Below are 12,681 nucleotides of genomic sequence, written 5' to 3' on the forward strand. Positions count from 1 at the left end.
TGTTCCGCCCGGTTTCCCCGGCGGCGATGCCAACATTACACGGTCCCCGGGGTGCTTCACCAAATCGGTTTCCGGTCCGCCGCGGTACAGGCGCTAATGTCCCCTTTCGTGACCGTGATCGCGTTCTCCGGAGACCGGCGCCGGCTGCCGGTGGCCGTGGGCGCGTGCCTGCTGTCCTTCGCGGCGTTCTGGCTGGCCCAGCGGGCCGCGCACGTGACGATGGTCGACCTGATGGTCTACCGGGCCGAGGGCGCCGCCGTCCGCGCGGGCGGTGACCTGTACGCCCTGCGGGCGACCGCGGCCCACCTGCCTCCCACCTATCCGCCGTTCGCGGCGCTGCTGTTCACGGCTCTGACGCTGCCGGACACGACGCTCCTGCGCACGCTGGCCACGGCCGGGAACCTCGCGCTGCTGGTGGTCTTCGTACGCCTGTCGCTGCGACTCGTCGGCCACGCGCGCGTGGAGAGCGTCTGGTGGGTGGCCGCGGCGGCCGTGTGGTGCGAGCCGGTGTGGACGACCGTGCGCTACGGCCAGGTCAACCTGCTGCTGGCCGTCCTGGTGCTGTGGGACCTCGCCCGCCACCCGGCCGGCCGGTGCGGCCGCTGGGCCGGGGCGGGACTCGGGATCGCCGCCGCGATCAAGCTGACGCCCGCGCTGTTCCCCGCGTTCCTGCTCGCCACGGGCGTCACGGCCCGCCTGGGCGGCGAGCACGGGGGGCCGTGGCTGCGGCACGCGCGCGGGGCGGCCGCCGCGTTCGCCGGGGCGACGCTGCTCGCGGCGGCGGCGCTGCCGTACGACTCGTGGCGGTACTGGACGGACGTCGCGTTCCGCCCGGACCGGGCCGGGCATCCGGAGGCGACCGCCAACCAGGCCCTGCGCGGCGTCCTGGCGCGTCTGACACACCACCCGGATCCCGGGACGCCCTGGCTCGCCGTCGCGGCCGTGGTGGCGGTCCTGGGCCTGGCCGTGGCGGTCTCGGCGGAGTCGCGGGGCGCGCGGGCCTGGGCGGTGTGCGCCTGCGCGGTCACGGCGCTGCTGATCAGCCCGGTGTCGTGGACGCACCACTGGGTGTGGTGCGTGCCCGTCGTGCCGCTGCTGTGGACCCGGGGCCACCGGGTGGCCGCCGTGGGCACGGCGCTGGTCTTCTGCTCGTACGTCCCCTGGTGGGTGCCGCACGGCACGGGGCGGCCCGAACTGCACCTGACCGCTCCGCAGTTGGCCCTGTCGGCGCTCTACGCGGGGGCCGGTGCGCTGTTCCTCGTCCTCACCCGGACCTCGCTCCCGGTGTCCCGGCCGCGCTCCCCCGCGCGTCAGGCCGTGACGAAGGAGTAGAACCTCTTGAGCGTGCAGTGCTCCTCGAGCAGCCGGCCGTAGATCGGCTCGCCCTCCAGCTCACGGTAGGTCTCGATCGGGTCGCCTTTTATGATCAGCGCCCGCGCGCATTCCTCGCACCAGTACTGGTAGTCGGGGTTGATCGGCTCCATGTCCCGGACGATGGGTGTACCGCTCCCGCACCAGTCGCACTTCCGCCTGTGTGCACCCATCGATCAGCTCCAGCTGTGGCCGCAGGCCGTGCACACGTAGGAGATCCCGCCGTTGTCCCCGAGGACCTGCGCCACGTGTGCGGAACCGCAGGAAGGGCAGCTGAGCCGGGTGGTCGTGTCCCGTATCAACGCCGCACCGAGGAGGTGGCCGACCTCCTCAAGGATGCTCGCAGGCATCGCTACTCCCTCCCGTCGGGCCGCGCCCCCTTCCGGCCGTTTGATTCTGCCACGGCCGGGCCAATACGGTCAGCGACGCCTCAGTACCAGTCCGGACACAGCCCCCGCGACGGCCGTCGCGGCCGGGGCCGCACGCTCGCCGGGAACGCCTCCACAGAGCTATACGCCGGTGGGGCCCGGGCGACTCAAGAGAGGGCCGAGATCATCCACCGGCGGAACGCAGAAGATCCCGTCCCCCTGGAGGGACGGGATCCTCTTCACCGATCTTCTGCCACTCGGGAGTGACGATCAGTGGAGCTAAGGAGAATTGAACTCCTGACCTCCTGCATGCCATGCAGGCGCTCTACCAACTGAGCTATAGCCCCGGGTGTTCTTCCCGCTCGGCGGGGCGAACAAGAAGAACTTTAGCCTGCGACCTGCCGGAAAGTGAAATCCGGACCCCCGGGCCCGCGGCGGCGGGCTTCCGGGAGGTTCAGTCGTCGTCGCCGAGGACGGGCTCCGGCAGGGTGCCCGCGTTGTGCTCCAGCAGACGCCAGCCGCGGGCGCCCTCGCCGAGCACGGACCAGCAGCAGTTCGACAGACCGCCGAGGCTCTCCCAGTCCCGGGACTCGAGACCGAGCAGCCGGCCGATGGTGGTGCGGATGGTGCCGCCGTGGCTGACCACCACGAGGGTGCCGTCCTCGGGCAGCTTGTCGGCGTGCCGCAGGACGACCGGAGCGGCCCGGTCGGCGACCTCGGTCTCCAGCTCGCCGCCGCCGCGGCGGACCGCCTCGCCGCGCTTCCAGGCGGTGTACTCCTCGCCGTGCCTGGCGAGGATCTCCTCGTGCGTCAGCCCCTGCCAGACACCCGCGTAGGTCTCGCGCAGACCCTCGTCGCGGGTGACGGGCAGACCGGTGAGGGCGGCCAGCTCGGCGGCCGTGTCCGCGGCGCGCCGCAGGTCCGAGGAGACGATCGCGTCGGGCCCCAGGGAGGCGAGCAGCCGGGCGGCCCGGCGGGCCTGCCCGATGCCGGTCTCGGTCAGCTCGACGTCCGTGGTGCCCTGGAAGCGGCGCTCCACGTTCCACGCGGTCTGGCCGTGCCGCCACAGGATGATGCGGCGGCCACGGCCCTTGCGGTCGCCCACCTCGCCGGTGGAGCTCATCACCACTCCCCGCCCGGTTCCTCGGCGGCCTCGGCGTCCCGCAGCCGCTGGTGCTCCTCGGCCTTGCCGCGGGTGGCCTCGGCGTCGGCGGGCAGCTTCAGCTCGGGGCAGTCCTTCCACAGCCGCTCCAGGGCGTAGAAGACACGCTCCTCGCTGTGCTGGACGTGCACGACGATGTCGACGTAGTCGAGGAGGATCCAGCGGGACTCGCGGTCGCCCTCACGGCGTACCGGCTTGGCGCCCAGCTCCTTCAGCAGGCGCTCCTCGATCTCGTCGACGATCGCCCTGACCTGGCGGTCGTTCGGGGCCGAGGCCAGCAGGAATGCGTCCGTGATGGACAGCACGTCGCTGACGTCGTAGGCGATGACGTCGTGGGCGAGCTTGTCGGCCGCCGCCTGGGCGGCGGTGTTGATGAGCTCAAGGGAACGGTCGGTGGCGGTCACTACACGGCTTTCCGTCAAGGGGTCACTTGACATCAAGGGTCTCACGGACCGCCTGGGGCACCCCACGTGATTACCGCATCACCTGGGGTGCCCCGGCCGCTGTCAGGAGGCGGACGGCTTGTAGTCGCCGCCGAGGACGACCGAGACGTCGGCGCCGGAGGAGACGGTTCCCTTGGCCACGGCGGACGCGGGCAGCCCCAGCGTCTTGGCGACCTCGGCGGCGTTCGCCTTGCCGGCCGCGTCGGCGTAGAGCACCTTGGACGCGGTCTGCGTGCCGGCGGCGGTGCCGCCCTCGAGGAAGGTGAAGCCGCCGTTGAGGAGGACCACGCGGGCCTTCTCGGTGTCGTCCTTCACACCGGTGGCGTTCTGGACGGAGACCCGGACCGCGGAGCCCGCGTCGGGGCTCTTGGCGGTGCCGCCGAGGATGTCCTTCACCACGCTGTCGCTGGTCCGGGCGGTCAGCGTGCCGTCGGGCTGCACGGGCAGCAGGGCGGTGCGGTAGTCGCCGCCCTTGGCGAGGTCGGCGAGCCGGGCGAGGAAGGTGCCGAGGTCCTTGTCGGTCAGCGGCGGGTCGAGGATCTGCGCGAGGGTCTGCACGGTGGTCGTGGCGGCCGACGGATCGGACGAGAGCTTGCGCAGCACGCCCTGCATGACCTGCCCGAACCGCTCGAGCTGGGCGTTCTGGGCCTCGCCGGGGGCGCGGTAGGTGGCGTAGGCGACGGCCATCTTGCCGCTGAGGGTCTGGGCCTTGCCCTGGTGGACGAGCGGCGCGGTGCCCTTCTTCTTGGCGGACGGGTCGGGCACGTCGGCGTTGGTGTCCAGGTCGATGTTGCCGACCAGGTCGACGAGGTTCTGCAGGTAGGGGGTGTCCAGCCGCCAGCTGCCCTGGATGTCGGTGCCGAGGACGGTGTCGAGCTGGTCGCGGGTGCCGGAGGCGCCGTCGTCGTCGACCGACTTGGCGAGGGTCGTGGCGGTGCCGTCGTCGCCGGACACGGCCAGGGAGTTGGGCAGCAGGACGGTGGTGCCCTGCTTGGTGGTGGTGTTGTCCACCAGCAGGGCCGTGGAGGTGCCGCCCTTGCCGGTGTTGTGCAGGTGGACGACGATCACGTCGCGTTTCTGGGCGCTCACCGGTGTCGACCCCGCGCCCGTCCCCGAGCCGGAGGAGGACAGACCGGGCAGCTTCCCGGCGTACCAGAGCCAGCCGATCCCCCCGACGGCGACGAGGGCCAGGACGACGACCAGGGCGAGTACCCGCGCGCGGGCGCGGCGGCGGGCCTCCTCGCGGCGCTCGGTGCGGTTCTCGGTGAACTTCAGCCAGTCGATGACGTCCTCGGAGTCACCGTCCGGGTCCTCCACGAACGCGAACTGTTCGGTGCGGTAGTCCCGGTCACCGTCCCCCGGGTCCCCCGGGTCCCCCGGTCCGGCCGGTCCCACGGGCTCCTCGGGCCCCGCGTGGTCGCCCTCGTGGCCGCCCGGGTGCCGCGCCCGGTCGCCGGGGCCGGCCTGCTGCGGGATGTACGCGGTCTGCTCGGCGCCCCGGGGCTGCCGGCGGCCGTCCGGGGCCGTCTGACCGTAGGGGTCGTAGGGGGCCGCGGTGGGGTGCGAGCCGGTGCCGTAGGGGTCGTAGGGGTTGCCGGCGCCGTAGGGGTCGTAGCCGGGCGCCGCGGCCGGCTGCTGACCGGTGTCGTACGGGTCGTAGGCCGGGCTCTGCTGCTGTCCGCCGCCCGTGGCGTACGGGTCGTAGCCGTAGCCCTGCCGGCCGTACGGGTCGTAGGGCTGCTCGTGCTGCGGCGCCTGCTGTGCCGGGATCTGGCGGTACACGGGCTGGCCGTGCTCGTCGTAGCCGACGAGTTCGTACGGTGCGGCGCCGTAGCCGGCGTCACCCGTGTCGTATCGGTCGTTCACCGGTGCCCCTCTCGGCTCACTCGCCGCGGTACAGCTCGCGCTTGTCGATGTAACGCACGACCCCGTCCGGCACCATGTACCAGATGGGGTCCCCCTTGGCGACTCTCGCACGGCAGTCCGTGGAGGAGATGGCCAGCGCCGGGACCTCGACGAGCGAGACGCCGCCCTCCGGCAGGCCCGGGTTCGTCAGCTGGTGTCCGGGCCGGGTGACGCCGATGAAGTGCGCGAGGGAGAACAGCTCCTCGGAGTCCCGCCAGGTCAGCAGCTGGGCGAGGGCGTCGGCGCCGGTGATGAAGAAGAGGTCGGTGTCGGGGTTGAGGGCCCGCAGGTCGCGCAGGGTGTCCACGGTGTAGGTGGGGCCGCCGCGGTCGATGTCGATGCGGCTGACGGAGAACTGCGGGTTCTCGGCGGTGGCGATGACCGTCATCAGGTAGCGGTCCTCGGCCGGGGACACGCTGCGGTGGGACTTCTGCCACGGCTGGCCGGTGGGGACGAACACCACCTCGTCCAGCCGGAACCGGGCCGCGACCTCGCTGGCCGCCACGAGGTGCCCGTGGTGGATCGGGTCGAACGTTCCGCCCATGACGCCGAGGCGGCGCCTGCCCGTGTGGGCGGGGCCGTCGCCCGGCCCGTACGCCGGGTTCTTCGCCGTGCGGGCCTCCGGATCGGCGGCGCCGACGGCGGTGCCGGCCGCGCGCGCGGCCGTCTCGTACGCCGGACCGGTAGGCATGTCCTGCTCTCCCATGCGTGCAGACCCTACCGGCCCGGCCCGAGGGCCCTGGCCGGGGACGGTGTCCCGGGTCAGCGGTCGCGGTTGAAGCGGGTGGTGATCCACAGGAGCAGCAGCAGGATGACCAGGGCGCCCCCGCCGGTGATGGCCGGGTTGAGGCTGTCGTGGTTGCCGCCGTGCTCCTCGGCGATGGTGACCAACTGGGCGGCGGCGCGGTGGAAGCTCATCTTCGGCAGGACCAATCGCGTGTGGGCGGGATAAAGATGTCGCCTCATCGTATGCGGCCGGTCCGCCGGCGATCACCCCGACTCCGCCACCGGTGCGCGGCGCGGGCCCGCCGGGTCGCCCCCGGGGAACCTTCGGCGCCGCTCAGTCGTCCTTCTGCTTGTACCCGCGCAGCAGGAACCAGGCGGTCAGTACGCACCCGAGGATCATCACCACGATGACGATCCGGAGCAGATTCCCCGACCCGTGCTGTTGGACGGCGGCGGCGGCCTCGGTCAGCCGGGCGGCTGCGGGGTGGTGCTCCATGATGTGGACTCCTTCGGCTGTACTGCCCGTCCACGGTATCTCCGCCTAGGCTGGCACCTGCCTCGGGGGCACGGACGGCGGGCACTCACACACGCACATGGGGGAAGACATGTCGGACGACGGCCGCGAGCGGACCGGACACGAGCGCGTGCCGAGCAGGCAGCGCAGGCGCTTCCCGGGGATCTCCTCGCGCGCGTACGAGCACCCGGCCGACCGGTCGGCGCTGGTGGCGCTGCGCAGGCTCAGTGGCTTCGACACGGTGTTCAAGGCGCTCAGCGGGCTGCTGCCGGAGCGCAGCCTGCGACTGCTGTTCCTGTCCGACTCGGTGCGGGTCTCGGAGCGGCAGTTCTCCCACCTGCACACCATGCTGCTGGACGCCTGCTACATCCTGGACCTGGAGAAGGTCCCGCCGATGTACGTCACGCAGGACCCGCAGCCGAACGCGATGTGCATCGGGCTCGACGAGCCGATCATCGTGGTCACCACGGGGCTGGTCGAACTGCTCGACGAGGAGGAGATGCGGGCGGTCGTCGGGCACGAGGTGGGGCACGCCCTGTCCGGGCACTCGGTGTACCGCACGGTGCTGCTGTTCCTGACGACGCTGGCGCTGAAGGTCGCCTGGATCCCGCTGGGGAACCTGGCGGTCATGGCGATCGTGACGGCGCTGCGGGAGTGGTTCCGCAAGTCGGAGCTGTCCGCCGACCGGGCGGGGCTGCTGGTGGGGCAGGACCTGCGGGCCTCGATGCGCGGCCTGATGAAGATGGCGGGCGGCAACCACCTGCACGAGATGAACGTGGACGCCTTCCTGGAGCAGGCCGAGGAGTACGAGGCCGGCGGCGATCTGCGCGACTCCGTGCTGAAGATCCTGAACGTGCTGCCCCGCTCGCACCCCTTCGCCACCGTCCGGGCGGCCGAGCTGAAGAAGTGGGCCGAGTCGCGGGACCACCAGCGGATCATGGACGGGCACTACCCGCGGCGCAGCGAGGACAAGGACACCTCGGTGGGTGACTCCTTCCGCGAGTCCGCGGCGAGCTACGCCGGGGATGTGAAGGACTCCAAGGACCCGCTGATGAAGCTGGTGACGGATCTCGCGGGCGGCGCGGGTGACCTGGGCGGCCGGGTCCGGCGCGGCTTCGACGGCTTCCGCGGCGCCCCGCCGTCCAAGGACGACCCGCGGGGCGGGCAGGACCAGCGGGACGGGGAGAGCCCGCGGGACACGCCGCCCGCCTCCTGACGGCGCTCAGACCTTCGGCTGGGCCTCGGCGGCCAGCGTGCCGCACAGAGCGGTGGTGCTGTCGGCCGCGAAGGGGTCGGTGGCCGCCGGGCCGCCCGCCCTTGCGGTCTGCCCGGAGAGCAGGGGGCGCAGATAGGAGGTGGCGTCCTCGGCGCAGGACATCGGTCCGGCCTGGGCGGAGGAGGCGACCACCTGGAGCGTGCCCAGGCGCAGGTCGTCGCGGTCGAAGCGGAAGGTCAGGTCGCGGCGGACGGTGAACAGGGACGCGGAGGCCGTCGCGGCGGCGCCCGCCGGGCGCAGGGCGTAGACGAAGATCGTGCGGGCGCCGACCTCCAGGGTGGAGGAGTCGGCCTCGGTCGCCTCCAGGGTGCCCTGGACGCGGATCCTGTCGTCGGCCAGCCGCACGCGGGAGGGGTCGAGGCGGACCAGCCAGCCGGTGGGCGCGTGCCGCCCGTCCGCCGCCGGGTGGTCGAAGCTTCGGTCGAACTGGTCGAGCTGGTCGGAGTCGAGCAGCGACCGGGCCGGGCGGACCTGGCGGCCGGTGAGCACGCCGGGGTCGAGCGAGGTCCGCACGAGGTAGTCGCGGGCGGTGCTCAGGGCGGCCGTGACCTGGCTGTCGGAGAAGTGCGCGGTGCTGCGGGTGGCGGGCAGCGGGATCCCGGTGGCGCCCACCTCGAACGGTGCGGCGGGGCTGTGCGCGTACAGGTACTCGGCGTCGGCCGCGCCGGGCACCTTGCCCCGCGGGACGAGCGGGATGACGGTCATCCGCAGGGCCTCGACGGGGCGCCGGGTCCCCGGGGAGCTGTACGGGTGGCGGACGCCCATGTATATCGCGGTGCCGAAGGCGACGGCGATCAGTACGGCGAGGATCAGGATCTGCCGGGTCAGCCCCCGGCGCAGGTGCGTGCGGCGGCGCACGGCGGGCGTGTGGTCGGCCATGCGCTCGTGGGCCGAGTACTCCTGTATACGGGCAGCGCGGACGAACGACTCGTCGAAGACGACGGATCGGTATTCGTCCTCCGCACCGCCGGGGCCGCCCTCGGGTGTCCCCTCCGGTGGGTCTCCAGGCCCGCCCATACTTTCAGGGTAGGTCTCACGAGCCCCGGGTAAACGCCCGGCCGCACGACAACTTCTGACAGGTTCTCACCCCGTCCGTGTGCGCCTGTTCAGGGTGATCGCGGGACCGCGGACACCGCCGGCCGCGCGGTGTCGGCGGCGGCGGAGGGGGGTGAGGCCGCGCCCTGTTCCAGGCCGGACGAGGCGGGCGAGGGCACCCGGTCGCGGGTGCTGGAGGAGGCGCCGCGGTAGACCGCGGCGAAGGCCAGCGCGACCATGCCGACGCCCATCACGAGGGCGAGCACCCAGGCGACGGCCCGGTGCCAGCGGACCTGCCGGCCGTGGGGTCCGAAGGCGCCGCGGCGGTCGTCGTCGAGGAAGTAGGTGTCGTCGAGCTCGTCGCCCCGATCATGACCGAAGTCGGCCGTCTCGGAGCCGTACCCGTCGTCGTAGCGCTCGCCTCGGGCGTGGGCGCGGCGGGCTTCGGCCTCGGAGGCCTCGGCTCTGGCCTGCGCGGCGGCCAGGAGGCGTTCGACGGCGGTCGGCTCGTGCACCACGGCCGCCCGTACGAAGGCCTCGTCGAAGACCACGGAGGCGAACTCTTCGTCCGACACCCCGTGGTCGTGGTCGTCGTCGGGGTCCCAGCCGTCGGGAAACGGCGTGCCCCCCACGTCCTCCGGCACGGGTCCAGAGTAGACCTGGGGGGTCAATTTGGGCAGACGGTATGGAGATTCGTCCGGCTGCCGAGACGGCTTCGCGCCGGTCCGTCAGCGGCGCACGTGACCGTCGCCGGTGACGATGTACTTGGTGCTGGTCAGCTCCGGAAGGCCCATGGGGCCGCGGGCGTGCAGCTTCTGGGTGGAGATGCCGATCTCGGCGCCGAAGCCGAACTGGCCGCCGTCGGTGAAGCGGGTGGAGGCGTTCACGGCGACGGTGGTGGAGTCGACCAGCTGGGTGAAGCGGCGGGCCGCCTGCTGGGAGGTGGTGACGATGGCCTCGGTGTGGCCGGAGGTCCACAGCCGGATGTGCTCGACGGCCTTGTCGAGGGAGTCCACGACGGCGGCGGCGATGTCGTACGAGAGGTACTCCGTCTCCCAGTCCTCGGGGGTGGCCTCGACGACGGTGGCCTTGGAGCCCTCGGCGAGGGCGAGCACCCGCTCGTCGGCGTGGACGGTGACCCCGGCCTCGGCGAGGGCGTCGAGGGCGCGCGGCAGGAACGCGGGGGCGATGTCCTGGTGGACCAGGAGGGTCTCGGCGGCGTTGCAGACGCTGACCCGGTGGGCCTTGGAGTTGATCAGGATGTCGATCGCCATGTCGATGTCGGCCTGGGCGTCGACGTAGACGTGGCAGTTGCCGGTGCCGGTCTCGATGACGGGGACGGTGGACTCGCTGACCACGGTCCGGATCAGGGAGGCGCCGCCGCGCGGGATCAGCACGTCGACGAGCCCGCGGGCGCGCATCAGTTCGCGCACGGATTCGCGGCTCTCGCCGGGCACGAGCTGGACGGCGTCGGCGGGCAGTCCGGCGCCGCCGACGGCGTCCCGGACGACCCGGACCAGGGCGGTGTTGGACGCGTAGGCGGAGGCGGAGCCGCGCAGCAGGACGGCGTTGCCGGACTTCAGGCAGAGGGCGGCGGCGTCGACGGTGACGTTGGGGCGGGCCTCGTAGACGATGCCGACCACGCCGAGCGGCACGCGGACCTGGCGCAGGTCGATGCCGTTGGGCAGGGTGGAGCCGCGGACGACCTCGCCGACCGGATCGGGCAGCTTCGCGACGTCACGGACGTCGGAGGCGATGGCCCGGACCCGTTCGGGGGTGAGGGTGAGCCGGTCGACGATGGCCTCGCTGGTGCCGTTCTCCCTGGCCCTGGCCACGTCCTCGGCGTTGGCCTCGACGATCTCGCCGGTGCGGACCTCCAGGGCGTCGGCCACCGCGAGCAGCGCGTCGTCCTTGGCGGCGCGCGGGAGCGGCGCGAGGTCGGCGGCGGCGGCCCTGGCCCGGTAGGCGGCCTGGGTGACCGGGGACATGGAGTCGTACGGCGAGAGCGTGGTCATGGGGGAAGGGTAGTGCGCGGTGCGGGGCCGTTCAGCGGTCGTCCCACACCGCGAGACGGGTGGAAGACGGGTGAAAAGGGACGCTCGTGGCGCGGGCCGGCCCCGGGACGGGACGGGGTGGGGCGTCAGAAGGGGTGGACGCCGACCGGGGTGGCGGGCGCCGGTCCGTACCCCTCGGCGATCCGCTGGTGGTAGGTCTCCCGGTCGATGACCTCCAGGCCGACGATCTCCCAGGCCGGCAGCCCCGCGGTCTGCCGGTGCTCGCCCCACAGGCGCAGGGCGACGGCGGCCGCGTCGTGCAGGTCGCGGGCCTCCTCCCAGTACCGGATCTCGGCGTGGTCGCTCGCGTATCTGCTGGTCAGCAGGAAGGGGTGGTCGTGGGCGAGCTGTTCGAGCGCGCGTCGCAGGTCCGGCAGCGGGACCTTGTCGCCGGAGACGCTGAGGGTGACGTGCCACAGGCGGGGCAGGTCCTTGGGCTCCTCGTAGTCCTGGTAGGTGTCCCCGGCGGCGACGCTCGTCAGAGCACCGCGGGACGCCGCCCCAGGGCGCACTCGTCTCACGACGGCCTCCTTCACGCTGTGCCCCTCGACGGAACCTGTCGGAACCTGTCCCTTCGACTGCCTCTGAGACAAAGTTGAGCAGGCCGCAGGGCTCCGCGTGGCGGTTTTACGGAACGTCCCCCAGCGGGGGCGGTCCTTACGTCCCGTTTTACCGGCGGTTTTACGAGTGTTGCGAGTGCAGCAGCACCAGGTCGTCCCTGTGTACGACCTCGCGTTCGTACGCGGGGCCCAGCTCGCGCGCCAGCTCCCGGGTGGAGCGGCCGATCAGCTGGGGGATCTCCTTGGCGTCGAAGTTGACGAGTCCGCGGGCGACCGCGCGTCCGCTGCCGTCGCGCAGCTCCACGGGGTCGCCGGCGCTGAACTCGCCCTCGACGGCGGCGATTCCGGCGGGCAGCAGGGACGTGCGCCGCTCGACGACCGCGCGGACGGCGCCGTCGTCCAGGGTAAGGGAGCCCTGCGGGGTGGAGGCGTGCTGCAGCCACAGCAGCCGGTCAGCCGAGCGTTTGCCGGTGGGGTGGAAGTAGGTACCGGTGTCGCCGCCGGCCAGGGCCTCGGCGGCGTGCACGGCACTGGTCAGCACCACCGGGATGCCGGCGGCCGCGGCGATCCCGGCGGCCTCGACCTTGGTGACCATGCCGCCGGTGCCGACGCCCGCCTTGCCGGCGCTGCCGATCTCGACCTCGGCGAGGTCGGCGGGGCCGCGCACCTCGGCTATCCGCGAGGTGCCCGGCCTGCCGGGGTCGCCGTCGTAGACGCCGTCGACGTCGGAGAGGAGCACGAGCAGGTCGGCGTGGACGAGGTGGGCGACGAGCGCGGCCAGGCGGTCGTTGTCGCCGAAGCGGATCTCGTCGGTGGCGACGGTGTCGTTCTCGTTGACGATCGGGAAGGCGCCCATGGCCAGCAGCTTGTCCAGGGTGCGGGAGGCGTTGCGGTGGTGGGCTCGGCGGCTCATGTCGTCGCTGGTGAGCAGCACCTGGCCGACGCGGACGCCGTAGCGGGCGAAGGAGGCGGTGTAGCGGGCGACGAGCAGGCCCTGGCCGACGCTGGCGGCGGCCTGCTGGCGGGCCAGGTCCTTGGGGCGGCGGCGCAGGCCGAGCGGGGCCAGGCCGGCGGCGATGGCTCCGGAGGAGACGAGGACGACCTCGCGCTCCCCGCCGCCGCGGCTCCTGGCCAGGACGTCGACCAGCGCGTCGACGCGGTCGGCGTCCAGGCCGCCGGCGGCGGTGGTCAGCGACGAGGAGCCCACCTTGACGACGATCCTGCGGGCCTCGCCCACGGCCTGCCTTGCCCTTGCCACCTTGCCTGC

The 12,681-nt window shown here is 72.8% G+C and carries 15 protein-coding genes and 1 tRNA gene; 2 read left to right on the top strand and 14 right to left on the bottom strand.

Annotated elements, in window-relative coordinates:
- The first annotated feature begins 108 nt into the window (after nt 1-108).
- Nucleotides 109-1,332 (top strand): glycosyltransferase 87 family protein, encoded by a 1,224-nt coding sequence (locus tag B446_RS13510; RefSeq protein ID WP_234967488.1) that lies wholly within the window; start codon nt 109-111, stop codon nt 1,330-1,332.
- On the opposite strand, the gene B446_RS13515 is transcribed toward B446_RS13510, so the two are convergent.
- From B446_RS13515 to B446_RS39645, 9 genes are all read right to left on the bottom strand, one after another.
- The gene (locus B446_RS13515; RefSeq protein ID WP_006136074.1) at nt 1,311-1,544 is read right to left on the bottom strand and encodes a hypothetical protein; all 234 of its coding nucleotides are present in this window, start codon (nt 1,542-1,544) and stop codon (nt 1,311-1,313) included. The two genes, B446_RS13510 and B446_RS13515, sit on opposite strands and share 22 nt — an antisense overlap.
- Before the next feature lie 3 nt (nt 1,545-1,547).
- Nucleotides 1,548-1,721, bottom strand: a complete 174-nt coding sequence (locus B446_RS39635) for a hypothetical protein (RefSeq protein ID WP_014672673.1) — start codon at nt 1,719-1,721, stop codon at nt 1,548-1,550.
- Nucleotides 1,722-2,013: 292 nt separating this feature from the next.
- Nucleotides 2,014-2,086, bottom strand: a tRNA-Ala gene (locus B446_RS13520).
- A 107-nt stretch (nt 2,087-2,193) separates the two neighbouring features.
- Entirely contained in the window at nt 2,194-2,862 is a 669-nt protein-coding gene (locus tag B446_RS13525; protein ID WP_043478213.1) for a histidine phosphatase family protein, read from the bottom strand.
- On the bottom strand, nt 2,862-3,305 hold the full coding sequence (gene rsfS / locus B446_RS13530; protein WP_020940004.1) for a ribosome silencing factor: 444 nt from the start codon (nt 3,303-3,305) through the stop codon (nt 2,862-2,864). The genes B446_RS13525 and rsfS overlap by 1 nt, the downstream gene beginning before the upstream one ends.
- A 102-nt stretch (nt 3,306-3,407) precedes the next feature.
- A complete protein-coding gene (locus B446_RS13535; RefSeq protein ID WP_020940005.1) occupies nt 3,408-5,210 on the bottom strand; it encodes an LCP family protein in 1,803 nt (600 codons plus the stop codon).
- A gap of 16 nt (nt 5,211-5,226) precedes the next feature.
- Nucleotides 5,227-5,955, bottom strand: a complete 729-nt coding sequence (gene nadD, locus B446_RS13540) for a nicotinate-nucleotide adenylyltransferase (protein WP_043475527.1) — start codon at nt 5,953-5,955, stop codon at nt 5,227-5,229.
- Between the two features lie 56 nt (nt 5,956-6,011).
- Complete coding sequence (locus tag B446_RS39640; protein WP_020940007.1) at nt 6,012-6,167, bottom strand: hypothetical protein; 156 nt, start codon at nt 6,165-6,167, stop codon at nt 6,012-6,014.
- Between the two features lie 142 nt (nt 6,168-6,309).
- Entirely contained in the window at nt 6,310-6,471 is a 162-nt protein-coding gene (locus B446_RS39645) for a hypothetical protein (RefSeq protein WP_020940008.1), read from the bottom strand.
- A gap of 109 nt (nt 6,472-6,580) precedes the next feature.
- Between B446_RS39645 and B446_RS13555 the strand changes: the two genes are divergently transcribed.
- Nucleotides 6,581-7,705, top strand: coding sequence for a M48 family metallopeptidase (locus B446_RS13555; protein WP_020940009.1), 1,125 nt, complete (start codon nt 6,581-6,583; stop codon nt 7,703-7,705).
- Between the two features lie 6 nt (nt 7,706-7,711).
- On the opposite strand, the gene B446_RS13560 is transcribed toward B446_RS13555, so the two are convergent.
- The 5 genes from B446_RS13560 to proB all read right to left on the bottom strand — a co-directional run bounded on the left by B446_RS13560 (nt 7,712) and on the right by proB (nt 12,651).
- Nucleotides 7,712-8,782: a hypothetical protein gene (locus B446_RS13560; protein WP_043475529.1), complete on the bottom strand. Its 1,071-nt coding sequence runs from the start codon at nt 8,780-8,782 to the stop codon at nt 7,712-7,714.
- 89 nt (nt 8,783-8,871) lie between these two features.
- Nucleotides 8,872-9,471: a hypothetical protein gene (locus B446_RS13565; RefSeq protein WP_193384458.1), complete on the bottom strand. Its 600-nt coding sequence runs from the start codon at nt 9,469-9,471 to the stop codon at nt 8,872-8,874.
- Between the two features lie 57 nt (nt 9,472-9,528).
- On the bottom strand, nt 9,529-10,815 hold the full coding sequence (locus tag B446_RS13570; RefSeq protein ID WP_020940012.1) for a glutamate-5-semialdehyde dehydrogenase: 1,287 nt from the start codon (nt 10,813-10,815) through the stop codon (nt 9,529-9,531).
- Nucleotides 10,816-10,940: 125 nt separating this feature from the next.
- Nucleotides 10,941-11,375 (bottom strand): hypothetical protein, encoded by a 435-nt coding sequence (locus tag B446_RS13575; protein WP_043478215.1) that lies wholly within the window; start codon nt 11,373-11,375, stop codon nt 10,941-10,943.
- A 160-nt stretch (nt 11,376-11,535) separates the two neighbouring features.
- Entirely contained in the window at nt 11,536-12,651 is a 1,116-nt protein-coding gene (proB, locus tag B446_RS13580; RefSeq protein WP_020940014.1) for a glutamate 5-kinase, read from the bottom strand.
- Between the last annotated feature and the right edge of the window lie 30 nt (nt 12,652-12,681).

It is taken from the genome of Streptomyces collinus Tu 365 (assembly GCF_000444875.1).
Taxonomy (GTDB): Bacteria; Actinomycetota; Actinomycetes; order Streptomycetales; family Streptomycetaceae; genus Streptomyces; species Streptomyces collinus_A.

What these genes read in the sequence shown, in the direction of transcription:
- B446_RS13515 (WP_006136074.1), bottom strand. Translation starts at nt 1,544, where the DNA reads ATGGGTGCACACAGGCGGAAGTGCGACTGGTGCGGGAGCGGTACACCC.
- B446_RS39635 (WP_014672673.1), bottom strand. Translation starts at nt 1,721, where the DNA reads ATGCCTGCGAGCATCCTTGAGGAGGTCGGCCACCTCCTCGGTGCGGCG.
- B446_RS13525 (WP_043478213.1), bottom strand. Translation starts at nt 2,862, where the DNA reads ATGAGCTCCACCGGCGAGGTGGGCGACCGCAAGGGCCGTGGCCGCCGC.
- nadD (WP_043475527.1), bottom strand. Translation starts at nt 5,955, where the DNA reads ATGGGAGAGCAGGACATGCCTACCGGTCCGGCGTACGAGACGGCCGCG.
- B446_RS39640 (WP_020940007.1), bottom strand. Translation starts at nt 6,167, where the DNA reads ATGAGCTTCCACCGCGCCGCCGCCCAGTTGGTCACCATCGCCGAGGAG.
- B446_RS39645 (WP_020940008.1), bottom strand. Translation starts at nt 6,471, where the DNA reads ATGGAGCACCACCCCGCAGCCGCCCGGCTGACCGAGGCCGCCGCCGCC.
- B446_RS13555 (WP_020940009.1), top strand. Translation starts at nt 6,581, where the DNA reads ATGTCGGACGACGGCCGCGAGCGGACCGGACACGAGCGCGTGCCGAGC.
- B446_RS13560 (WP_043475529.1), bottom strand. Translation starts at nt 8,782, where the DNA reads ATGGGCGGGCCTGGAGACCCACCGGAGGGGACACCCGAGGGCGGCCCC.
- B446_RS13570 (WP_020940012.1), bottom strand. Translation starts at nt 10,815, where the DNA reads ATGACCACGCTCTCGCCGTACGACTCCATGTCCCCGGTCACCCAGGCC.